Source organism: Nostoc sp. FACHB-888 (assembly GCF_014696655.1).
Taxonomy (GTDB): Bacteria; Cyanobacteriota; Cyanobacteriia; order Cyanobacteriales; family Nostocaceae; genus Nostoc.
This window is the reverse complement of record NZ_JACJQM010000005.1, coordinates 54289-77650: the sequence shown is the minus strand read 5'-3', so window position 1 is coordinate 77650 and position 23362 is coordinate 54289. Positions and strand designations below refer to the sequence as shown.

Below are 23362 nucleotides of genomic sequence, written 5' to 3'. Positions count from 1 at the left end.
CTCTCCACTCAAACTTTTAACGATGTCGTTGAAATCAATTAATGATATTTTAGGCGTTCTCGAAAAGCAGGCTAAGTGGCAAGAACAACCATTCCAACGGCTGCTCAAGTGTTGGGCAGAAGTTGTTGGCCCAGTGGTTGCCGCACATACTCGACCATTGTCGATTCAACGCGATGTTTTGTCGGTAGCAACTTCTAGTGCTGCTTGGGCGCAAAACCTAACTTTTGGTCGCACGTCTTTGCTTTTAAAGTTGAATAAAAAGCTACCAACGCCTTTGGTTGATATTCGCTTCTCTACTGCTGGCTGGCAGAATCCATCTGTGGAGAGAAAACAACAACAAACGGTTTCGCCCCATGAGCATCCCAGTTACCTTGGTGATGAGATTAGCCATCCTGATGTTACACCCGCCAAGGGTGTGGATGCTGCTTTTGGGCATTGGGCGAAGATAATGCGATCGCGATCGCATGGCTTACCCCTTTGTCCCCAATGTGAATCTCCCACCCCACCCGGTGAACTCCAGCGCTGGGAAGTCTGTTCTGTCTGTGCGGCTAAACAGTTTTGAAGGTAATCAGTCCTGATCTAAATTAAAAGCAAAATAGTTAGCGATTATTTATTAAGCAGAATTTATCTTAAAGTAGCTTGCTGCTGCCACATAAAATAGTTCTAATTCTTAAGAAAAAATGTGTTTTGCTGCTAAAATCTGCCGAATGTAGTAATAAAAGCAAACTATTTATCTGAAATTATATGCCTTAAGCTATTGTTAACGAGGAAGTTAAAAGGCTAAAGAAATCAAAAGCTTTAGTTCTAGTCTTGATCCCTAATAAGTTTTAGCCAAAATCCATAGGTAACCGCTCTTAGCATTATTTAAAAATATAACAAGAATATAAAAATATCCTAAAGTTTATTTTTTCGTCGGGATCGCTGAAACCTATAGAAAATAATGGCTTTTTGGCTTTTATACGTCTTTATATATAGAAGCAAAATATAAAGGTGAGATTCAGCCGGAAACGGCATTAAAAATAAATCCAAATGAAACCCATTAAATTTTTAGCATCTGCCTGTAGATATTGCCGTCATTACCAGCCAGAAGGTCGCCGTGGCGGAACGTGCCAGCAATTGGGAGCGCCAGTTCAAGGAACTTGGAAGGCTTGCTCTTTGGCGCTTCCACCTTTTGCACCTTCTTGGGAAACCTTGGAAGATGCTTGGAGTTTGCCAGATGCAGCCCCAGTTTTAACATCTTCTCATTCCTTAGCCTCAAATTTAGACAATGCTGCTCTTATCCCTGTAGAGGAAATAACTGCCTCTGTATCTGAACAGATAAAGACTAAAGCAGTGGTTATTTAGTCATCCATTATTACTGAACTAATTTTGTAGTTTGCTTAAAATAAGATTTGTTTTTAAAATTTTTAGTGCTGTAAAAGTTGATATATACAAAAATCGCACCCCGCTAAAGGGTGCGATTTTTGCAGTTTTAAGGTAGCCAAGGAAAAGAGCGAAAATCTGGTGGCCGCTTTTCGAGAAAGGCTTGTTTGCCCTCAGAACCCTCTTCTGTCATGTAATAGAGTAGGGTGGCATTGCCAGCAAGTTCTTGTAAACCAGCTTGTCCATCACAATCAGCATTGAACGCAGCTTTGAGACACCGAATTGCGATCGGACTTTTTTCTAAAATCTCCTGCGCCCATTGAATACCTTCTGCTTCTAGTTGTTCGACTGGGACGACACAATTAATTAAGCCCATTTCTAGGGCTTGTTGTGCATCATATTGACGGCAGAGAAACCAAATTTCTCTAGCTTTTTTTTGCCCCACAACGCGGGCGAGATAGCTGGCTCCAAAACCACCGTCGAAACTGCCGACTTTCGGGCCAGTCTGTCCAAAAATGGCGTTATCTGCGGCAATGGTAAGATCGCAAATTAAGTGTAGGACGTGTCCACCACCGATCGCATATCCAGCTACTAAAGCAATCACCACTTTCGGCATCGAACGAATCAGGCGTTGTAAGTCCAGGACATTCAAGCGGGGGATGCCAGTATTGTCCACATAACCCGCATGTCCCCGCACACTTTGATCGCCACCTGAACAGAAGGCATATTTGCCATCAGTATGTGGGCCGTAGCCTGTAAATAGGACAACACCAATAGTAGTATCTTCACGAGCATTAGAGAAAGCGTCGTACAGTTCAAAGACTGTTTCAGGACGAAAGGCATTGCGTTTATGGGGACGGTTGATGGTGATTTTCGCAATGCCATCAGTTTTTTGATACAGAATATCTTCGTAGGTTTTGGCAGTTTGCCAGTTAATTTGCATTGGTATGGAATGCGGTGTTGTGCTTGAGAATTTTATCGCGGACGCAGGGACAAGCGATACCTACGGTGGGCTACGCCTACGCTAAAATTGGTGTCTCAAGCCTTTACAATCTGGTAATCGTCTGGGTGCTGAGGAATAAAAATGCGACGTGACACCATCTTTTATAAATTGTTCAAGCAATTTCCGGGATTACTGTTTGAACTAGTAGATGAACCACCCTCAGAAGCGGAAAACTACCAGTTTGAATCGGTTGAAGTGAAAGAAACCGCGTTTCGGATTGATGGAGTGTTTTTACCTCCGGCTAATGGAGTTTTCAAAACCGTCTTTTTTGCTGAAGTCCAGTTTCAAAAAGATGAAGATTTATATCACCGCTTCTTTAGCGAATTATTTTTGTTCCTCTACCGCCACTCTATCCGTTACGAAGACTGGTTTGGAGTAATAATTTTTGGCTCTGGCAGTTTTGAACCTTCCAAACCAATAATTCACCGCGCTTTGCTAGAAAGTGGTCAAGTCAAGCGAATTTATCTGGATGAGTTGGGGGATTTGCGACAACAATCTTTGGGATTGGGTTTGATGTTGCTGACAAATGTTACTTCTGAAACGAAAGCAGTTGAAGGGGCGCGGTTTTTGCTGGAGCGAGCACGGCAACAGTCGGAGCAAGCGATAATTGATTTGGTGACGACGATTATCGTCTACAAGTTTTCTAACCTAAGTCGAGAGGAGATTGCAATGATGTTGGGACTGAATTTGGAAGAACCACGGGCAATTCGGGAAGCAAAGGAAGAAGGACGAGAGGAAGAAGCGCGATCGCTTATCTTACGACTATTAAACCGACGGGTAGGTGCTGTTCCTGAACAGCTTCAGTGCCAGATTCAAGGGTTATCGGTGGAACAGTTGGAAGCTTTAGCTGATACTTTGTTGGATTTCTCTACTCTTGCCGATTTGGAAGCATGGTTACAAGTTGAAGTAAGCGGGTAAGTTTCACCCACAGACACGTCGAGAGGAGATTGCAGCGATGTTGGGACTGAATTTGGAAGAACCACGGGCGATTCGGGAAGCAAAGGAAGAAGGAGAAAGAAAGGTCGTTTTACGACAGTTAAACCGGCTTGTGGGTGCACTTCCTGATGCGCTTCTGTCTCAGATTCAAGGGTTATCGGTGGAACAGTTAGAAGCTTTAGCTGATGCTTTGTTGGATTTCTCCACTCTTGCTGATTTGGAAGGGTGGTTACAAGGTGAAATAAGCGGGTAAGTTTTACCTGGAGGCGCAGAGGATGAGGGCGATACCTGCGAGTGATAGACTAGTTAGTGAAGAGCCAAGCAATTTAGGTCAAATTTATGATGCTATTCAAGAAAGCAGAAAGCCGCGTTTGACTTGGAATGTTGTATCCAGTATTGGCGTTAAGCAATAACCTAAAATAAAGATTTCATTTATTGAATGAAATATGATACCGATAATCAATTAAGCCTGAACCTCTGGCAGCAATCTGCACATAGTTCACACTTGCAGATAGACCATCTTTCTGTACCTGATGCAGAAATTACATACTATCCTAGCTATTTTACAGTGGAGGAAAGTGATGAAATACTCCAGAGGTTATTTATAGAAGTTAATTGGCAGCAAGACAAAATAAAATGCTATGGCAAAGAGATAAACTTACCCAGACTGACTGCATGGTATGGCGACACTGGTAAATGTTATACATATTCAAAAATTAAAATGAATCCAATGCCTTGGACACCAGTGTTGTTATTAATAAAGAAGAGAGTTGAAGATATAGCAGAATTTTCCTTTAATAGTGTTCTTCTCAATCTTTACCGTGATGGCAAAGACAGTGTTTCTTGGCATTCTGATGATGAGCCAGAATTAGGTAAATATCCAGTTATTTATTCTGTCAGTTTTGGAGGTGAAAGAAAATTCCAACTTAGGCATAAATTCGATAAAAAATTAAAAAAAGTAGAGTTGGTTTTAACTCATGGTAGCCTTTTAATTATGAAAGGTAAAACACAAGAATATTGGCAGCACCAAATACCTAAAACCTCAAAGCCTGTAATGCCAAGAATAAACTTAACATTTAGAATTATCAAGTGTTTGACTTAATCGGTATATCTCATACTTCTATTTAGCAATATCTAACGAGATACTTAAATACTAAATATCTGCGGCAAATCTCCTCAAATTATCCTGTCGCCACTTGGCATCTTTTTTACGATTTGTCTGCAACTCCAAAACCCTAATTCCTGTATCTGGTAGTGGGTTTAATTTTTGGTGCAACTGTTGCCAAGAAGTAATCAATTCATGCTGCACATTGTAAGTAGCACATAACTGAGCAAAATCAATATCTTGGGGAGTGCCGAAAAACTCTTCAAATGGTGGGTCAAATTTGGCAATAGGTAACATTTCAAAAATCCCACCGCCATTGTTGTTGATTAACACAATCGTCAGATGTCCGAGAAACTTATTGCGGATTAAAAAACCATTGGTGTCATGCAACAGTGCTAAATCTCCCGTTAACATTACACTACTTTGCTGTCGATGGGCAATTCCTAAAGCTGTGGATAATGTGCCATCAATGCCATTTGCACCCCGGTTAAAGTGCGATCGCACTCCTAAATTATTCGGTTTCCAGAAATATTCCACATCCCGCACAGGCATACTATTGGCAATAAACAGAGGCGTTCCTGGCAGTAAAATCTGAGAAATTAACCAAGCTGCTTTACTCTCAATTATTTCATCTATTTTCTCCATCGTCTGGTCAACAGCTAACCTAACCTTAGCTTCCGCATCACACCATTTCTTGCCATAGTCTGAGGATAAAGATAAATTTCTCTCCTCTACCTTGATGTCTTCTACAGATATCCGTAAATGCGTCGTCCTTCCATGCAAAGAGTCAAGGTTTTGGTCACTCTTGTCAATTACCCAACGTCGCGGTTGCGTTGCATCAATCCAGGTTCGCAGTTCTTTACTTGTAGGCATTTCTCCAACCTGAATAACCATTTCGGGTGCTAGCTGCTTTGCTACTTGCTGATTTCGCAAAATCAAGTCATAAGTCGAAATCAAATAAGGGTTGAGTTCGGCATAATTTCTCACTGGGGAAAGTCCCTCAGCTAGCACTGGCCATTTGAGAGTTTGGGAAAGGTGCGCGATCGCTCTACAATACTCTTCTGGTTGCAACGGTTGGGCAACACCTGCGATAATAATGCCGCGATCGCATTCTTTCCATTCTTGGGGAATGGGGAATGGTGAATAGGGAATGGGGAGTGGGTTTGCTATTCCTGCGAAAAAGTCTTCTGGTTGAAACTGTGATTGCAAATAACTCAAGTCGGTTCCATCAGGAAGAGGTGCTAAAGGATCGCGAAAAGGAATATTCAAATGTACTGGCCCCTTTGTAGGAGTTTGCGCCCTTTCCCAGCTATGAATTACCATTTGTCGCAGGTAAGCTAGCATTCCCATATCAGCAGAGGGTAAGGCTAACTCTGTTTGCCAATTTGGGTAGTTTCCATATAATCTCAATTGATCTACAGTTTGCCCAGAGTGACAATCTCGCAATTCTGGGGGTCTATCGGTAGTTAACAGTAACAGTGGTACACCACTATATGAGGCTTCAATTACTGCTGAATAAAAATTTGCTCCTGCTGTACCAGAGGTGCAAACTAGTACTACAGGGCGTCCGGTTGCTTTAGCTTGTCCCAAGGCGAAAAAGGCGGCGGAGCGTTCATCGAGAATGGAAATCGCTTTAATCTGAGGTGCTTGTTGAGCAAAGGCTACTGCTAAGGGTGTAGAGCGCGATCCAGGACAAATGATGGCACACGTCAATCCCAACCGCTTTAGCGTTTCTGTTAAAATATAAGCCCAAAGTTGATTAACATTCCTAAAGGCGATCGGCATTAAATCAAACATAGCTATAAAACAATCTTAAATTTTAGATTTTATTTAGGGAAATTCAATTTAAAATCCATCTGGGAAAGTTTGAAAAATGCGGAGATGGAACCCAACACCGCCACGCGAGTTTGTGGGGAAGAAAATCTCCAAGCAAACTTGCTCCACTTTCTACAAAATGCCCAATTTGCTCTCAAACTTTTATGGACTGCATTTATTTAACGGGAATTCGCTGCTATGGCTACACTGGGTATCTGCCAGAAGAACAGGTGCTAGGACAATGGTTTGAGGTGGATGTGAGGTTATGGTTGGATATCTCCACAGCGGCCAAGACTGACGCGATCGAAGACACTTTAGATTATCGCAGCGTCATCAGCTTGATACAACATCTAGTCAAAACGTCTAAGTTTACTTTGATAGAGAAATTGGTAACAACGATCGCAGATTCTATTCTGCAAGAATGCGATCGTGTAACACAAGTCCAAGTCATTCTGAGCAAACCTGCCGCACCTATTCCAGACTTTGGTGGCAAAATTAGCATTGAACTTACTAAAAGTAAGTCCAATCACTAAACCATAAAACACGTTTTTTCTCAATATCTATAACCTAGCAAATAGAGGGGGTTTAGGTGGAGAGTGGAAGTATCTGACAAATATAACCTTTCTTGCCATCGCCCCCAGCACCAGATAGTTCTCATAAAACTAAAAAATCATGTGATCTGCTAATGAGCATTTAACTTGCATATTTTCAGATAACAGTATTTATAATTAAGTATTAATTAAAATTTATAAATATTTTTAAGTAATACCATTTGACTCAAAATTAAACTTTTAAAACAGTTTCAAACGGTAACTTGCGCTCCAAATTATTTGTAGATGAAGCAGTTTTAAACAGCTTAATCCTAGATAATGATTAATTTTTAGTAGTAAGTTAGTGAATTGATATTAATATCATATTACATATATTACACTCTGTTAATTTTTTTTGCTTAGATTAAACTAATATGCAGTAATTTAATGAATTGTCATTCTTGCTTAATTTTTAAATAAATACTATAATCGCTTATAGCTTTTTACCAAAAAATATTGCGTATCTTTAAAAATCGGTTTTTGATTGCTGGGAATTTATATCTCATGTTGATAGCATGATATTAACTACATTAAATAATCAAAAATTAGCTTTGATAAGCACAGAAATTATGGCAGCTTAATAACATGATGCTATTAGATGATTAGTCAGTATTTATATCAAACAATAAGATACGGTAGCTAGAGATTGTTTATGATAAAATAAGGATTTTTAGTTAAAGTTAACACTCATAATAAAAATCTTAACCTTAGCAAACAGGTTATTGTAAAATGTTCGCTCGCCAAATCCTAGTTGTTGAGGATGAAAAAATTCTAGCCTCAAATATTAGAAAAAGTTTACAGAAATTAGGTTATTCCGTTTCAGAAATAACTGACTCTGGTGAAGAAGTAATAAAAAAGGTAGCAGAAACTCATCCAAATTTAGTATTAATTAATATTGGACTAGCTGGGGAAATCGACGGTGTAGACGTAGTGGATATTATCCAGAATCAGTTCCATGTGCCCGTAGTATATTTAACGGATAGTTCTGAATATAAAACATTACATAAAAATCAGCTAAGTGAGTCTTTTAGTTACATAGCCAAACCATTTCTTGAAAGCGATTTACATTTTGCAATTGAAATGGCACTTTATAAACATCAGAGCGAAAAAATATTATACGAAGAAAAACAGAGGCTGACGGCAATTATTAACAGTATGGGCTGTGCAGTGATTGTAACTTATGCAAATGGTTGTATTCGAATGATGAATCCCATAGCAGAACTAATCACTGGCTGGAAGCAAAGTGAAGCGTTTGGTAAAGATTTAATAGAAGTCGTTAACTTAGTTGACAAAGAAATAGGAGAAAAAATTGAAAATTTGGCGACAAATGTAATCAAAGCCGATGAAGTTTTCAATTTACCAGAAAACTGTACACTGATTACCAAAGATGGCAAAGAAATAGCGATTGGCGATAATATTGCACCCATCCGCGATCACAATGGCAATATTAGTGGCACAGTTTTAGTTTTTCAAGACATTACCAAACGCAAGGAGACGGAGGCGCAACTGATCCGTAATGCGTTTTATGATGGACTGACAACATTACCGAATCGTGTTTTATTTTTAGATCGGCTCAGGCAAACAATTGAACGTAGTAAACGCAGAAGCGATTATTATTTTGCAGTTTTATTTTTGGATTTAGATGGCTTTAAGGAGATTAACGATCGCTTTGGGCATGGAATAGGAGATGATTTTTTAGTAGCGATCGCTAGACGTTTAGAGTCGTGCTTACGCAGTGGCGATACTGTAGCACGATTTGGTGGCGATGAGTTTACTGTTCTTTTAGAAGATATTAAAGACATTAACGACGCTACCAATGTTGCCAAACGGATTCAAGACTCCTTACGATTGCCAATTAACCTGAATGGATATCAATTATCTACTACAGCTAGTATTGGTATTACTTGGAATTTTAGCAATTATGAGGAGCCTGCAACTCTGCTGCGAGATGCTGATATTGCTATGTACCGAGCTAAACGGCAGGGGAAAGCTACTTATGCGATATTTAGTTAATTAGCTTAAACAAAAACAAGCCCCATAAGTCTGTCATGGAAAAAACCGAAAAGCAGAAAATGCTTGCAGGGGAATTATATCTGCCGGAAGATCCAGAATTAGCTGCCGAAAACAAGCGAGCTAGTCGTCTGTTGCGAAGGTACAATTCTACAACTGAAGAACAGCAAGAGCAACGGCAGCAAATTTTGCAAGAATTATTTGGAAAGATAGGCCACAAAACATTAATTGTGCCACCCTTTCACTGTGACTATGGCAGTAATATATTCGCTGGTGACAGATTGTATATGAACTATGGCTGTGTAATTTTAGACTGTAATACAGTTCACATTGGTGAAAATGTTTTATGCGCTCCTTATGTGCAAATTTATACTGCTTATCATCCTGTAGAGCCAGAAATCCGTCTTTCTGGAAGAGAATTAGCTGCCCCAATTAGCATTGGTAACAATGTCTGGATTGGTGGCAGTGCAATTATTTGTCCAGGTGTAACTATTGGTGATAAAACAACCATTGGTGCTGGCAGTGTAGTTGTCAAAGATATACCTGAGAATGTTGTCGCTGCTGGTAATCCCTGCCGCGTCATTCGGTATTTATCCTAGAATTCAAAACTTATATCCTCTAGCAATCCAATAGAGCCAGTCTGCGATCGCTTCTTGAGTTTCACTGTCAACATCAATGGCTGTTATTTCAGATAACTTTGCAGAATATACATCATCATCCTTACCATTAATGTAAGCTACTTCTACAAGCATATCTTTTAAACACTCATCATCTGGGGCCATTCCCAGCACTTCGACTTGTTTCTCCTCAGCAGCTGACTTGCGTCCCTTTTTAGCCCATTTAGCCATAAAGGGAAAATTCAGAGCCTCCTCAAGGTAGTAGTACCAACCCATAGCCCTGTCTTCTTTATCTTCAGCATCTACAATGATCTCTGTTTTAATGCGATGCTCTCGGTTTTCGTCGGCTTCAACACTAGGCATAAGATAACGCTTTACGTATAATGCACTTTGATAATATACCAAAATTTTGGCTAGGAATAGTTTTTCTAAAATATAGTTAAGTATATAGGACTTAGGCAGAGAGATCCCCCAACTCCCTTAAAAAGGGCGCTTTTAGGGTTACCCTTTGTTTATAGGGTGTCTAGGTTTCGGTTTTCAGTGCGTAAGTCTTGGTATATCTAAGTTATACAAAAAACCGTTTGTGATTGACAAACGGTTTTCTAGTTATTGCCCTCAAGGGGGAACTTAATTTGTCGCGCCAAGATACCAACTTAGGTATTAGCGTTTTAGCGCGAACGTGAAATTATTGAAGATTAAACAAGTCTCAAATCAGGATAATTTGCCAGTACATCATCAGATGTCAAGGTATCATTTTCAGCTTGCGGAGTCCAAAGAACTTCAATTGCCAAAAGTCTTTCGCTGGGGATACTACCAATTTGCCGCAAAGCTTGACGCAAATCATCAGCACTGTTAATCGCTGTGGGAATTTCAAACTTACCTAACGTTGCCGCTAACAAGGTAACGATGATATATTCACCAGGGCCTTCGGTAAATAGGCGCGTAGGGTTGTCGAGTTCACCAGCCGGAGGTAAAGCATCCTTGGTAAGGGCTGCTTTTAGCTGGTTGTTGACGTTAGAAAGAGTTTCTTCGCTAAACTTGCTGCGTTCTGCCAGTAATAGCCGATTGAATTGACCTTCAGCTGAATTTAAACTGGCTTGTTGAGTGCCGCCACCTGCATACACAAAGTATTCGGGATGGCGCAGTAAAGCTAGGCTGGCTTCTTGTAGAACTTCTGCTCTCCCCTCTGGGCTGTTAGTATCAGCAGTTTCAGCAATGTGGTTGAGTTCATTTTGCAATTCACGGGCTTGAGCTAACAAACCTACTTGCAAACGAGTCACGGAAACAGGAGAGTTACTGCTGTACCCTACTTCTTCACTTTCACCGCCAGAGACGCGACGGAAACTTTGCAATAAGAAATTAGCGATCGCAAAGAAGATTAAGATGCCAAATAGACCACCAAATCCTCCCCCAATACCCCAGAAGGGAAGTAGGAAGGGAAAGCCAAAACCACCACCAAAACCACCACCAGGATAGTATCCGCCCCCGCCAGGAGGTGCATAGGTGCGCGGTGTATAGGTGCGGCTAGAAGGTACTCTAAAGGAGCCACCACCGATTCGACCTCCACTGCGGGCCGCTAATGCTCCATCGGCGTGACTAAAAGCCAAAGTTAACACCAGCCCTAGCGCTAAGAAGGTTTTTAACAGTGGTTTGATGGTTTGTTGTAGTTTTTTACGCATAATACAATCGCTTGGAAAACGGAATTATTTATGATTTCTCCCCATGCTGGTAGGAGTGTTTCAATCTGTCGCTAACGCCAGCCCGTAAAAGCTTGCTTTGTAGCATTCACGTAGCATTCACTTTTAAAGGCTACATATTCAATTTACCGCGTCTTCTCTTGGATAGGCAGCGAGCGCAGGGGGGATTTCTCGGCTGGGGAACCGTACCTTAAGATATGTTCATGTTTACAAAAAGTTGCGATGTCTACAACAGCCTACGCCTATGGGCAATTGCTGCTACGTTTTGGACTAGCACTTTAGGCTAAAGTCTTAAATTATACAGATGATTCTAATTTTTAATGGTTATTTTGACTAAATTTTTAATACTTAACTCTACTTGTTTTGTCAGAAGACTAAGAGGATATTTTAAAATCAAAGTCCTATTTAATACATATCATCGCTTTTTACTTAAGTATACTGAGCAGGCTGACAAGTAGCCGTGATGCTTATCAGTAATTGCAGCCAGACACTAAGTAGCTATCAAATACTTATCCAAAATTTTGGCATTTTGGCACCATAGTTTATACTATTCAGGATATTCTATTGGATGTAAGTAATTTTCGCAACAATTTTTTACTAAGTAATTTAGCTACAAGTGCTAGCTTTTATTTATTGTTCATCATGCACATAAGTTCTCAATTAGTGGGAAATTTGCAGCAAAAATAAACTCAACACAATAAAAAATAATCTTCTTGGCTAATCTTCTAAAATAGCCTTCAAATTTGTCTACCACATTGGTTTTAAAAGAAATAAAATAAGACTTATGGTTTTGAAAGTAATCCTAATTGTAAATAAATTTAAAATTATTTGAAGTAAAATTATCAAGTTGGTTATGGAACATATTTCTCAACTAACAGCCGAAATCAGAGACAAAGCTGCGTACCCAGATATCCTAGTTATATCCCGGATATTTCTGCCGAAAGAAGCTGTAATTGGGGAATATATCTATAATCGCTGTCTCCAAGATCCAGAACGAGTAATTGTGCTGGCGGCTAGTTGCTCAGGAGATAAAGTATTTGATGAAAGTCAAGAGTTTCCCGTGTATCGCTGGTTTTATCCTAGATGCTGGCGTAGTGGCTTTGTGGGAAGTATCTTGAAACCTTTAGTCAATATTGTCTGCTCATTTGTTTTAGCAATCAAACTCTATTTTCGCTATCACTACCGTTATATAGAGTGGGGCCACGGCTATGACTTTCCTTCGCTGTTGCTATTGAGCTATTTTCTACCTATTCGCTTTTTTATCTATCTGCACGGCAATGATTTTCTTTGTACATTACATAATCCCGTACTGCGATCGCTATTTAAACTAACACTTCATAGAGCCGAAGGTATTGTTTGTAACAGTTCTTATACACGAGACTATCTCAGAACTGCTTTCCGATTAGATACTCCTACCCATGTCATTAACCCAGTAATCAGACCAGAAAAATTTGGTAATAATGTAGCAAGTCCCAGCAGCCTTGATGATTTACGTGTTCGTATGCGTCAGGCGTACAATATTCCCGAATCAGCAATAGTTATTCTCTCCATAGGAAGGCTAGTAAAACATGAAGGTTTCGACCGAGTAATTGATAATATCCCACTATTGCTAACTTTTGGGGTAGATGTCCACTATATAATCTGTGGTCAAGGCCCAAGTGAATCTGAACTGAAATCTCTGGCGCATCGTTTGCGAGTACATAAACGCGTCCACTTTGCCGGATATGTGCCAGAGCGAGAATTAGCAGGTTATTATGCTGCTTGCGACATATTTGCCATGCTGACTTTATTAGATGCTAAACCTAATAATATGGAAGGTTTTGGTATGGTTTACTTAGAAGCAAGTTACTTCGGTAAGCCTGTAATTGCCCCTCGCTTAGGCAGTGTTCTAGACACAGTTCAGCATGAAGAGAATGGGATACTGGTTAATCCCAATTCTGGTTATGAAGTTTTTCAAGCTTTCAATCGGTTGTGCAAAGACCAGCAACTACGTGAGCAGCTTGGCCGCAAAGGTAAAGAATTAGCCAAGCGCAGAACTCTGCATCGGTCGCTTTACAAATCAGAGGAGTGAAACGCGATTTTGGAAGATGAATTCACGTTGAGCGATCGCCAACAACTAATAGCAGTAAAGTACGGCATAAATAGTTTTGAAAATGAGCAAGATTGCTGTGTAGAATCTCAGGTGTGATTCGATTAAATATGTAATGAAAAATATCTTGTTTCGCATAAGGCGATTTCTTCGGCGTTACCGAATCAAATCACTTATCTTCACAGTGCTTGGATGTCTTACTGTATTGAGTCTGATTAGCTTTGGGACAATGTATGTTCTGGCTCAACCGACTTCAACCTCATCTGAACCTCCTATTGTTAAAGCACCAAATTTAGGGCGACACTTTCAAGAATTTGGGCGTGAAGGTTCTATCTTGATTTACGACTCAAAAAATAATCGCATTTATGAACACAATTCTAAACGTAATGCAACTGCGATCGCTCCAGCTTCGACATTCAAAATTTTTAACGCGCTGGTAGCTTTAGAAACAGGCGTAGTTCCTGATGATGTGGCGATTCTCACTTGGGATGGAATTCATCGAGAAATTGATGCCTGGAATCATGATACGAATTTGCGTCAAGCCTTTAAAGATTCAACTGTTTGGTTCTATCAAGTACTAGCACGTAGGACTGGATATGAACGAATGCAGCAATTTATTAATAAAGTAGGTTACGGAAACCGTCAAATTGGCACAGCCGCAGACATTGATCGTTTTTGGCTACAACAGCAGCTATTGCAAATTACACCCAAAGAGCAAATTAAGTTTTTGCAACGGTTATATCAAGGCGATTTACCTTTCTCCCAAAGGACAATAAATCTTGTCAAAGACATTATGGTACGCGAACAAACTCCAGATTACACACTGCGGGGAAAAACGGGATGGTTAACGACTACTAAACCAAACGTTGGTTGGTTCGTGGGTTATTTAGAGCAAAATAAAAACGTCTACTTTTTCGCAACAACCCTTGATATGGATAAAGCAGAGGATGCACCCGCCCGCATAGAAATTACACGACGTAGCCTCAAGGATTTGGGCTTGCTGGCTCAAATTAACTAACCACCACCAACAATAGTTACCACTTCTAAGCGATCGCCTGGTTGCACTTTTTTTTCCGCCCAAAACTGGCGGTGTAAAATTTCGCCGTTATACTCTACAGCCACCAAACGGGGGTGGAAACCCAACTGTTGGAGCAAATCGGGTAAAAGAGTTTCAAATGAGCAGCTATGGGTTTCCCCATTTACCTGAACCGTAATCTCATTAGACATAAATATGGGGAATGGGGAATTAGGTATTGGTTACTTAATTTGGACAAATGACTAATGACTCTTTTAAATTTCTGGTTTAATGCGATTGAGTTGGGAAAGCAAATATTGTGTTACTAGGGTAGGCTGTTCAGCTTGCATGAGCGATCGCACCACCGCCACACGTTTGGCTCCTGCATCGATCACATCATTGATATTATTGGCATCTATTCCCCCAATAGCAAACCAAGGAATTGAACAATTTTTAGCAGCATAGCTGACATATTCTAAACCTGTTGCTACCTTACCTAGTTTCGTGGGAGTTTCATAAACTGGCCCCACGCCAATATAATCTACACCTTCAGAAATTGCTCCTTGCATTTCTTCTTTATTTGTGGTAGAAAGACCTATCAGACGCTGCGAACCGAGTAATTGCCGAGCAACAGCAATGGGCATATCTTGTTGTCCCAAATGCACCCCATCAGCATCTACAGCTAAAGCTACATCCACGCGATCGTTAACAATGAACAAAGCACCGTAGATGTGGCATAACTGCCGGAGTTTTCTAGCTTGTTCCAGACGCAAAGAATCATCGGCGGTTTTATCGCGGTACTGTAGAAGCGTTAATCCACCTTTTAGTGCAGCTTCGACGTTGTTTAACAAATTTTCACTAGGGGAAGTAACAAGATACAAATGCGATCGCCACAATAATTGATGGCGCTGATGACCCATCAAACTACTTTCTAGGGTATAAACCTGATAGCGCATCTGCTTGCAAGCTTTAGCCATATTTGAGTGATAAAGCTTGCTGTATTCTTCCAACACCCGCAATGCTTCTTCTATACGGCAAAAATTAGCTTGCAACACCGATTTGATACTAGCTCGTTGTTCTTCTTGAGGATGGGTTAACTCAGTCCCAGGATCGCCTGGTGTATCTCGCGCCGTCCGCAATTCTGGGGTATGCCATTTAGCTACCTCTTGTCGTAGCCGCTTGCATTCCAGAGCCAACTGGGCATTATTCAAGCCAAAGCGACACCATTCCTCGATAATTCGCAAGCCCTCACGAGCGCGATCTAAATTGGCATCTAAAATGCGGTAGACAACTTGTTGTATTTGCTCTTTTTGGCTGTATGGTTCGACCATTACAACAACCCCGTTAGTGCTTTCATCGGAATGTGAATTATCATATGTCCTAGTAACCATAAGTTAATTAATTTGCTTTTTTTTACTTAATTTTTGCACAATACACGCAAAATAACGTAATATCGAGGGTTACGGGAATTATCTCATGTTCCGAATGGCAGTGATAAGGGTAGTTTGAAGCTACAGTTTCGCACTAAGGTTAGTCAAGTATTTCGCGATAACAATTATTTCCAGCAATAGGCTGGAAACAAGGTTTTAAAAGGGTTTGCGCTTAAGTCGACATTCCTAGTGTCAGGCTGAGTTTAATTGCAAATAGGCGAAAAAGCGAATTGCGAATTGGATTTACAGCACTTTGCAACTAAATGAGGTATAGAACCAAGGATTCACAAATAAAATTATTCTTTTTCCTCCTGCCTCCTGCCTTGTCTACGACACGCTGCGCGATCTGCCTCCTGCCTCAAAACCAGTGACTTTAGTACCTTATGCAAAAGAAAACTGCTGTATTACCCTGTATTAAAAATCGCCACTCGGTAAATATTTGAGTAATATTATCGACATAATACTCTCTAAGAGTATAAGAAGTTATTGTTACTTCTGAGGAGTTGTGTTAAATATGATTCACTACCGTGTGTTACCTAAGTACCGTAGAGTAGATGTTATGTCTGCAAGGCTGAGGTTTCTGAAATCAGCAAAGCTTTTATTTTTTATTTTTTCAGTATTATTTTTTACCGTTGGCATGGAAGCGGCAAGTATGGCGTTCCTGGGTAGTGCGATTGCTCAGATGCCATCGACACCAGATTCAGCACCTCTGGGTGAGACAACAAATTCTCAGGCTAACGTGCTGTTTGTCAACCCCAATGGTGGAGATGACAGTGCAGGCAATGGCAGCGAATCCGCTCCTGTGAAAACTATTACCCAAGCGTTGCGATTAGCTAAGGCCAATACTGTAATTATGCTCTCCACGGGCACTTATAGCGCCGATACAGGAGAAGAATTTCCCTTAATTATGAAACCGGGTATTTCAATTCAAGGTAACCCTAGCAATCAAGGTAAGGACATTGTAATTCAGGGAGGTGGTGATTACCTGAGTCGGAGCTTTGCCGGTCAAAACGTCACAATTGTTGGAGCAAACCAAACCTTGCTGACTGGGGTAACGATAACCAACCCTAATCGGCGTGGTTACGGTTTATGGGTTGAATCAAGTAATCCGGTAATCGCAGAAAATACATTTACTGGCAGTACCCAAGATGGGATTTCTGTCTGTGGTAATGCTGCACCTACTATTAGTAAGAATTCTTTTGATCGCAACGGAGCCAATGGCATGACAATTGCTGGTAACTCCAGTCCCCAAGTGAAGGAAAATATCTTTCACCAAACGGGTTTTGGCATCAATATTGCCCAAAATGCTGCTCCTGTAGTCATAGGAAATCAAATCCAGAACAATAGATCGGGAATTGTGGTGCAAGCAAAGGCCCGCCCGATTTTACGGAATAATATTATTCAAGACAATAAAGAAGATGGTTTAGTTGCGATCGCCCAAGCAATGCCAGATTTGGGTAGTGCATCCGAACCTGGGGGTAATGCATTTCAAAATAATGCCCGCCACGACATTAACGCCAGCGCTTCCAAACAGGTGATTTCTGCTGCTGGTAACAACCTTGTGAGTAGTCGCATCACTGGCAAGGTAGATATCAACGGTACAACAGCACTAGCAAGCCAAACTTCTGAATCTGCTCCGGCTCCCAACAATGTATTACGAGAAATACCACCAAGGGGGGAAATCACCTTCTCGGCTCCCGAAGTCTCTGAAAGTACTAATAGACAAACTAGCAACAGCATTTCCGCAAATAATCCTGTTTCTGCACAATTAAACAGTCAAACACTGCCATTGTTACCAGCCAATGTAGCGCTTTCCACGCCTAGATCAAATCAACAGCAACCCACCTCTAAAGTTGCCAGATTTCCTACTCCTACCAGCTTGTTGGCTAGACAAAAACCAACTAATACTCAAGTTGCAACTTCAAGCCCAGCAGAACTGCCTGATCCGCGACAGTTAAATTATGTGCGGATTGAGCCGAATACAATTGAGTTTACTGCTCCTAAGTACCCATCAAATTCAGTTGCACAGCCAGCAGTTCCAAGTATGAGGAATCAAACCCAACAGCCATTACCAATACTACAAAGTGCTGCTCCAAGTGCTTCAGCACTTTTACCAGTTCCTAATAACAATATTCCCATTAGTAATACTCGCAATATGCAAACAAGTTCTGCAAGTATTCCTTATGGCGGTAACTCTGCGACACAGTTCGGTATTCGTTATCGCGTGGTAGTTCCACTCTTCACTGACAGGGATAAAGATTTAGTGCAATACCTTGCTCCTGGTGCGTTTTCCACAGTTTGGCAAGGTCAGAGAGTTATGCAAGCAGGAGTATTTAGCAGTGAATATAATGCGAAAGAAATGCTCAAAACACTCTATACCAACGGTTTAAGAGCCATTATGGAGCCGTTGAATTAATTGAGCATTGGGCAAAAGGGGTGGAGGGGAAAGACTTACATCCCCTCCAGTCTTTTTCCTCAATTTTGAATATTGATGTCAGGGCGATCGCTCTTTAACGGGTAAAGTAAACTGAAGACAGAAATACCACAAATCCAAGAATTGCCCCCATGAGCGTTCAAATCGAATTTCAGGTTACCGCTCCACCGTTTCGTTGGGATGAAGCTGGAGGTATTCGCATTGGTCAGAGCCGCGTTACTCTTGATAGCTTGCTAGCAACATACCATAACGGCTCTACACCTGAAGAAATTGCTGTTCAGTATCCCGTTCTCTGTTTAGGGGAGATATACGCAGCGCTCGCATACTATCTCACCCATCGCCAAGAAATCGACAATTACCTAGAGCAACGCCGCAAAAAAGCTCAACAACAGCGAAATCAATTTGTCCAGCAGTATAATTTAGCTAATCTTAGGCAGCGCTTAGGCGATCGCTATCAGCCCCAAAGAGAATTATAGCCAGTGCGTCTATTGACTGATGAGAACTTCAATGGCTCGATATTGCGGGGCTTGATCAGACGTTTACCTAGATTGGATATTGTTCGTGTCCAAGATGTAGGTCTAATCCATACTGATGATTCCACTATCTTAGAGTGGGCAGCCAATGAAGAACGCATCTTGCTTACTCATGATATAGCAACGATTACTGTCCATGCTTATGAGCGAATCAACAAAGGTTTGTCTATGCCTGGAGTTGTTGAAGTTATTGCAACGGCTCCGATCGGACAGGTCATTGACGACTTATATTTATTCGTTCGTTGCAGTAAGTTTGGTGAATATGAAGGTCAGATCCTTTTCATTCCCTTTTCTTGATTGTAATAGCGATCGCCAATCAAAATGAAATTAATCGACTTGAGAGAGCGATCGCTTTTCTAATGTGGAGGAAGCAATCGCCGTTTCATCAAAGGAGCGATTATTGGGGTGTGTTCCACTAAATAGCTCTTTCGTGATGTGCTGCACAAGGGAGTGTTGTTTATGACCTTAAGCGTATTTATCGCGCAAGGATTTAAGATTTTCGTTCATCTGTAATTCCCCAGATTAGTTGCTTCATGGGATCGGGTTCTGACTGGCGAAAATCAACCCACATCCAAAAGAACCGAATTTTCCTGCTCTGAACTTGCTACTTCAGACATACTGTTACTCCATTCGGCACTAACTAAAGGATTTTAGAAGATTAAGGTCTACTGAGTTTTTTTCACGCAATCAAATAGAATTCTTATAGTTGAATTATATTTATGATACTTTTGTGCGCGATCGCTTTCGCCGTAAATTGGGTTAAGGCAAGAAATTATCACGCCGTTCGAGCAACACCCAATCCCCATCTGAGAGTACAGCTACAATCTTGAATGGTGCAAACAACAATGGTAAACAAACCTCTGTTGTTTTACCTTAATCATTTAACTGCATCGTGCTGACCGATTTAATTATCAGTCATCAAGTATCTGCATTATCAGATAACAAGTTTGTTTTAGTACAAGCCTATTTATCAGTGAACAGTGAACAGTGAACTGATTTAAATCTCCACTCTCTATCCTGGCTTATGATCTAAACGGGTTGCTTGCTCTAGGGCGGCTTTTTCTCTAGCTCGGCGGGCATAGGGTTGTAATTGCATACGATCGCAACCTGTTAAAATAATCAGATTTTCCAAGGTGATTCCCCGCATTAACATTTCTACACGCCAGGTTTGTTGTGCTTGTGCTATGGCTGGCGTTTGTCCTTGGGGAGTTAATAATTTCTCACTCCATATTTGCCAACGTGCCTCAAGCTCTGATTCTGTCATGAGTGTGCCTGTTTCATTCAAAAACATGGCTGTTTGAGCATCTTTACGACTTTTCAGCCATTTGATTAAGGGATTATTGGTAAAAGAACCGTAGCGTTTGCCCAAAATCCACTGATTCACAGGTACTTGACGGACAAATCCGGGGATTGTGATTTGTAAAAAGTGCCCTTGAGGATCGTTGATTTGGTGCGATCGTTCCAAGCGAATTACTTCTGTAGTGGATAATCCAGCCCCAAATAACACATAAGCCAAAGCATAATCTCGGATTCCCGATTTCCTTGCTTGTTGCAGAATTTCGTTAACTAAACTAGCTGGTAAATCAGCTACTTCTGTGGTGTTAAATCCTCCTTGGAAGCAGGTAGTTGCTGATTCTGCTGAAGATGACATGGCTCCATGTAAAAACAACTCCACCAAATTTTCCAGAAAATCATCGCGATCCTCCCAAAGTTCGTGAAATTCGCTGGTAAACTCAATGACGGCATATCCCAAGATCATCCCATTCAGCAAACTAGCTAATTTCTCTGCCGGTAAGTAGGTGTTTAGGTGTCCTTGCTGGATTACAGTAGCTAAATACTGAGCTACATAGCGGTTTGCCTCTGTTACTCCCCTGCCTAGTGCGCGGCGATTTTCTGCCGGAAATTGGTCGGCTTCACCTACCACAGACCGGACGAACTCTGGCACTCGTTCTAATGTATGTAAAGTGTCACTTGCATAATCTTTAAGAGCTTGGTAGACATTGCCGGGAGGCGTTGCCCGCCGCACCAGCGATTCACCTAAATCCTTAAAAGCTGCGGACTCTTCCAGCACAGCCAAAAGCAGTCCATGCTTATTGCCAAAATTCCGAAATAGAGTCACTTCATTAACTTCGGCTTTTTCAGCAATTTGGCGGGTTGTGGTAGCGCTAACTCCCTGAGCAGAAAACAACTCAAGTGCAGCTTGAATTAGGCGTTGACGAGTCGAAATGAGTTGAGATGACATAAAATAATGCAAGTGGCACTTGCATCGGTATCAGATTTCTGCTAGCATAACAAATGTAAGTGATACTTGCTTTACTCTCCTGTAACGGACTAGTATACAGGGCGGGGAAATCCCTGTGGGATTATACCTAAGAAAAAGCAAATCGCTTGATCATTCATCAACAGGAATTTTTATGACCGCAAATTTTGGGGCGATCGCTAAAGGCGTTGGCGAAACCATCGCTCCTGAGAGAGGAAATTCACCTCAACTCAGGTGGATAAATGTGGTATTTTTTGGTGTATTTCATGCCTTAGCACTTCTGGCTCCTTGGTTTTTCTCCTGGCCAGCATTAGGTTTGCTAGTGTTTCTGCACTGGTTATTCGGGAGCATTGGTATTTGCTTGGGATATCACCGACTACTGAGCCATAAGAGTTTCCAAGTTCCTAAGTGGTTAGAGTATGCGATCGCCCTCATTGGAGCGCTGGCTTTGCAAGGTGGGCCAATTTTTTGGGTAGGTGGACACCGCCAGCATCACGCCCACACGGAAGATATTGACCTAGATCCCTATTCTGCCCAAAAAGGATTTTGGTGGAGCCATATACTATGGATTTTCTACCCGCGTCCAGAATTTTTTGACTATGACACCTATAAAAAATATGCTCCTGACTTAGCAAGACAACCCTTTTATCGCTGGCTGGATCGCTACTTCTTGCTGTTGCAAATACCCTTTGGGCTGCTGCTTTATGCCTTAGGGGGATGGTCTTTTGTTTTCTATGGAGTGTTTCTCAGGTGTGTCTTGCTTTGGCACTCAACCTGGTTTGTGAACTCAGCATCACATCTGTGGGGTTATCGCACCTTTGATGCTGATGATGGCGCTCGTAATCTTTGGTGGGTATCCATCGTAACTTATGGAGAAGGATGGCACAATAACCATCATACTTATCCCCACATGGCGAAATCTGGGTTGTCTTGGTGGGAGATTGATGTTACTTGGTGGAGCATTCTAGTTTTGCAGACTTTGGGTTTAGCCAAAAAAGTTGTTTCGCGTCCCCCTCAAGGTGCAAATAACGGCTAAATTGCAACTAAATTATCAAGAATTTGTTATGCCGATTGCTTTTCGTAGTCGGCTTAATAAACTATTACGCATTTTAATTGCATATTTACATGATGATTGATACTTCTAGGTTTCGCCAGACGATTCTGCTAGCTGTCATCACACTCAACCTTATTTCTACTTGGCTACACTACATAGACAATGCACTATTTTTAAGCCGATATCCCGGCCCACAGTGGTTCACTTCTGTTGGAGTAATTAGCACTGTAATTGCGATGACTCCAGTAGGACTGTTGGGATATTGGTTTTACACCAAAAGTATGTTTTGGTTAGCGTACTTTTTATTAGTCTTATACTCAATCACTAGTATCTCCAGTCCAGTCCATTATCTTTTCCCGATGGTTGCTCCCATGTCTTTGAAAATGCATAGCCTAATTTGGCTAGATGGATTTATGGGACTGTTACTGATAGGTTTTTTGCTATGGTCTAGTCTTGTATTGAAAGAGTGACGTAGTAAACTATCTACAAATTGACATAACATATATAAGTCAAATTGCTCCTCATTTTATTAAGTCTAATTAAATAATCTGTTACTAGCTATTTCACGGTAAAATCTAACGGTTTAAATCACTGCAATACACCAAGCGTGAAAACTGACAGCATTTTTTATCGCCTTTTTCAAGAACTTCCTGGCATTTTTTTTGAATTAATTGGTAATTCACCCCAAACGGCAGAGGGTTATAAATTCTCCTCAATTGAAATCAAGCAAACTGCATTTCGCATAGATGGTGTTTTTCTCCCAACACAAGGGCAAGAAAATCCGATTTACTTTGTTGAAGTCCAGTTTCAACCCGACACAGAAATTTATTCGCGCCTAATTTCCGAAATTTGTTTATACTTACGTAAAAATAAACCTAAAAATTCATGGCGAGGAGTAGTTATCTATCCGAATCGCAGTCTAGATACAGCAGATATCAACAATTACAGCGAATTTTTTACTAGCAATCGCATCAGTCGCATTTATCTTAATGAATTAGGTGAAACTGCATCACTGCCAGTTGGAATTGCTACCATGAAATTAGTTATCGATGAAGAGGATACAGCAATTACATCTGCTAGGCGGTTAATAGACAGAACCCAGCAAGAAATTAACATTGAACCACAACGGCGGCAGTTACTAGAATTAATAGAGACAATTTTGGTTTATAAGTTTCCGACGATGAGTCGAGAGGAGATTGAAGGTATGTTTGGGTTAAGTGATTTGAAACAAACACGAGTTTATCAAGAAGGCAAGGAAGAAGGAGCGCTGAAAGAAAAGTTTAGAATGATACCTTTATTGTTGAGATTAGGATTGAGTTATGAAGAAACAGCGAAAGAGTTAGGTTTGAGTTTAGAAGAAGTTCAGCAAGAAATGCAAAAACAGCCTCCAAGTCAGGATACCTAACCTACAA

22 protein-coding genes and 1 pseudogene are annotated in these 23362 nt (G+C 41.0%); 16 read left to right on the top strand and 7 right to left on the bottom strand.

The genetic code is table 11. The annotated features are described in order from the left end of the window. Positions 1 to 22 precede the first annotated feature (22 nt). Together H6G26_RS05115 and H6G26_RS05110 are read left to right on the top strand one after the other, a co-directional pair. Entirely contained in the window at positions 23 to 562 is a 540-nt protein-coding gene (locus H6G26_RS05115) for a DciA family protein (RefSeq protein ID WP_190728223.1), read from the top strand. Positions 563 to 1029: 467 nt separating this feature from the next. Continuing rightward, positions 1030 to 1344 carry a hypothetical protein gene (locus tag H6G26_RS05110; protein WP_190728222.1) on the top strand — a complete coding sequence of 105 codons (315 nt, stop codon included), beginning with the start codon at positions 1030 to 1032 and terminating at the stop codon, positions 1342 to 1344. Positions 1345 to 1471: 127 nt separating this feature from the next. Here the strand turns inward: H6G26_RS05110 and menB are convergent, their stop codons facing one another. Then, positions 1472 to 2305 carry a 1,4-dihydroxy-2-naphthoyl-CoA synthase gene (gene menB, locus H6G26_RS05105; RefSeq protein ID WP_190728221.1) on the bottom strand — a complete coding sequence of 278 codons (834 nt, stop codon included), beginning with the start codon at positions 2303 to 2305 and terminating at the stop codon, positions 1472 to 1474. A 141-nt stretch (positions 2306 to 2446) separates the two neighbouring features. Between menB and H6G26_RS05100 the strand changes: the two genes are divergently transcribed. The 3 genes and pseudogenes from H6G26_RS05100 to H6G26_RS05090 all read left to right on the top strand — a co-directional run bounded on the left by H6G26_RS05100 (position 2447) and on the right by H6G26_RS05090 (position 4403). Further along, the gene (locus H6G26_RS05100; protein WP_190728220.1) at positions 2447 to 3283 is read left to right on the top strand and encodes a DUF2887 domain-containing protein; all 837 of its coding nucleotides are present in this window, start codon (positions 2447 to 2449) and stop codon (positions 3281 to 3283) included. Between the two features lie 19 nt (positions 3284 to 3302). Then, a pseudogene (locus H6G26_RS05095) lies at positions 3303 to 3554 on the top strand (DUF4351 domain-containing protein); the annotation flags it as partial. 186 nt (positions 3555 to 3740) lie between these two features. Next, positions 3741 to 4403, top strand: a complete 663-nt coding sequence (locus H6G26_RS05090) for an alpha-ketoglutarate-dependent dioxygenase AlkB (RefSeq protein ID WP_190728219.1) — start codon at positions 3741 to 3743, stop codon at positions 4401 to 4403. Between the two features lie 51 nt (positions 4404 to 4454). On the opposite strand, the gene menD is transcribed toward H6G26_RS05090, so the two are convergent. Next, entirely contained in the window at positions 4455 to 6203 is a 1749-nt protein-coding gene (menD, locus tag H6G26_RS05085; RefSeq protein ID WP_190728218.1) for a 2-succinyl-5-enolpyruvyl-6-hydroxy-3-cyclohexene-1-carboxylic-acid synthase, read from the bottom strand. Positions 6204 to 6385: 182 nt separating this feature from the next. Here menD and folB point away from each other — a divergent pair, with 182 nt between their 5' ends. From folB to H6G26_RS05070, 3 genes are all read left to right on the top strand, one after another. Then, entirely contained in the window at positions 6386 to 6754 is a 369-nt protein-coding gene (gene folB / locus H6G26_RS05080; protein ID WP_190728217.1) for a dihydroneopterin aldolase, read from the top strand. 786 nt (positions 6755 to 7540) lie between these two features. Next, on the top strand, positions 7541 to 8824 hold the full coding sequence (locus tag H6G26_RS05075; protein WP_190728216.1) for a diguanylate cyclase: 1284 nt from the start codon (positions 7541 to 7543) through the stop codon (positions 8822 to 8824). 35 nt (positions 8825 to 8859) lie between these two features. After that, positions 8860 to 9420, top strand: a complete 561-nt coding sequence (locus H6G26_RS05070) for a sugar O-acetyltransferase (RefSeq protein ID WP_190728215.1) — start codon at positions 8860 to 8862, stop codon at positions 9418 to 9420. Positions 9421 to 9423: 3 nt separating this feature from the next. On the opposite strand, the gene H6G26_RS05065 is transcribed toward H6G26_RS05070, so the two are convergent. After that, a complete protein-coding gene (locus H6G26_RS05065; RefSeq protein WP_190728214.1) occupies positions 9424 to 9801 on the bottom strand; it encodes a calcium-binding protein in 378 nt (125 codons plus the stop codon). 332 nt (positions 9802 to 10133) lie between these two features. Continuing rightward, the gene (locus tag H6G26_RS05060) at positions 10134 to 11117 is read right to left on the bottom strand and encodes a DUF1517 domain-containing protein (RefSeq protein WP_190728213.1); all 984 of its coding nucleotides are present in this window, start codon (positions 11115 to 11117) and stop codon (positions 10134 to 10136) included. A gap of 871 nt (positions 11118 to 11988) precedes the next feature. Between H6G26_RS05060 and H6G26_RS05055 the strand changes: the two genes are divergently transcribed. Next, entirely contained in the window at positions 11989 to 13206 is a 1218-nt protein-coding gene (locus H6G26_RS05055; RefSeq protein WP_190728212.1) for a glycosyltransferase family 4 protein, read from the top strand. 133 nt (positions 13207 to 13339) lie between these two features. Further along, on the top strand, positions 13340 to 14242 hold the full coding sequence (gene blaOXA, locus H6G26_RS05050) for a class D beta-lactamase (RefSeq protein ID WP_190728211.1): 903 nt from the start codon (positions 13340 to 13342) through the stop codon (positions 14240 to 14242). Here blaOXA and thiS read toward each other — a convergent pair. Both thiS and H6G26_RS05040 read right to left on the bottom strand, forming a co-directional pair. Then, positions 14239 to 14451, bottom strand: coding sequence for a sulfur carrier protein ThiS (gene thiS, locus H6G26_RS05045; protein WP_190728210.1), 213 nt, complete (start codon positions 14449 to 14451; stop codon positions 14239 to 14241). The two genes, blaOXA and thiS, sit on opposite strands and share 4 nt — an antisense overlap. Before the next feature lie 63 nt (positions 14452 to 14514). Further along, positions 14515 to 15570: a thiamine phosphate synthase gene (locus H6G26_RS05040; protein ID WP_242053589.1), complete on the bottom strand. Its 1056-nt coding sequence runs from the start codon at positions 15568 to 15570 to the stop codon at positions 14515 to 14517. Positions 15571 to 16183: 613 nt separating this feature from the next. On the opposite strand from H6G26_RS05040, the gene H6G26_RS05035 reads away from it, so the two are divergent. From H6G26_RS05035 to H6G26_RS05025, 3 genes are all read left to right on the top strand, one after another. Next, positions 16184 to 18085, top strand: a complete 1902-nt coding sequence (locus H6G26_RS05035) for a DUF1565 domain-containing protein (RefSeq protein ID WP_190728208.1) — start codon at positions 16184 to 16186, stop codon at positions 18083 to 18085. 149 nt (positions 18086 to 18234) lie between these two features. Then, positions 18235 to 18579, top strand: coding sequence for a DUF433 domain-containing protein (locus H6G26_RS05030; RefSeq protein ID WP_190728207.1), 345 nt, complete (start codon positions 18235 to 18237; stop codon positions 18577 to 18579). Positions 18580 to 18582: 3 nt separating this feature from the next. Beyond that, a complete protein-coding gene (locus H6G26_RS05025) occupies positions 18583 to 18933 on the top strand; it encodes a DUF5615 family PIN-like protein (protein WP_190728206.1) in 351 nt (116 codons plus the stop codon). A gap of 715 nt (positions 18934 to 19648) precedes the next feature. Here H6G26_RS05025 and H6G26_RS05020 read toward each other — a convergent pair. Continuing rightward, on the bottom strand, positions 19649 to 20878 hold the full coding sequence (locus tag H6G26_RS05020; protein ID WP_190728205.1) for a TetR/AcrR family transcriptional regulator: 1230 nt from the start codon (positions 20876 to 20878) through the stop codon (positions 19649 to 19651). A gap of 172 nt (positions 20879 to 21050) precedes the next feature. Here H6G26_RS05020 and H6G26_RS05015 point away from each other — a divergent pair, with 172 nt between their 5' ends. The 3 genes from H6G26_RS05015 to H6G26_RS05005 all read left to right on the top strand — a co-directional run bounded on the left by H6G26_RS05015 (position 21051) and on the right by H6G26_RS05005 (position 23355). Further along, positions 21051 to 21932, top strand: a complete 882-nt coding sequence (locus H6G26_RS05015; protein WP_190728204.1) for an acyl-CoA desaturase — start codon at positions 21051 to 21053, stop codon at positions 21930 to 21932. Between the two features lie 89 nt (positions 21933 to 22021). Further along, positions 22022 to 22420 (top strand): hypothetical protein, encoded by a 399-nt coding sequence (locus H6G26_RS05010; protein WP_190728203.1) that lies wholly within the window; start codon positions 22022 to 22024, stop codon positions 22418 to 22420. Between the two features lie 137 nt (positions 22421 to 22557). After that, positions 22558 to 23355: an Rpn family recombination-promoting nuclease/putative transposase gene (locus tag H6G26_RS05005; protein WP_190728202.1), complete on the top strand. Its 798-nt coding sequence runs from the start codon at positions 22558 to 22560 to the stop codon at positions 23353 to 23355. Positions 23356 to 23362 lie beyond the last annotated feature (7 nt).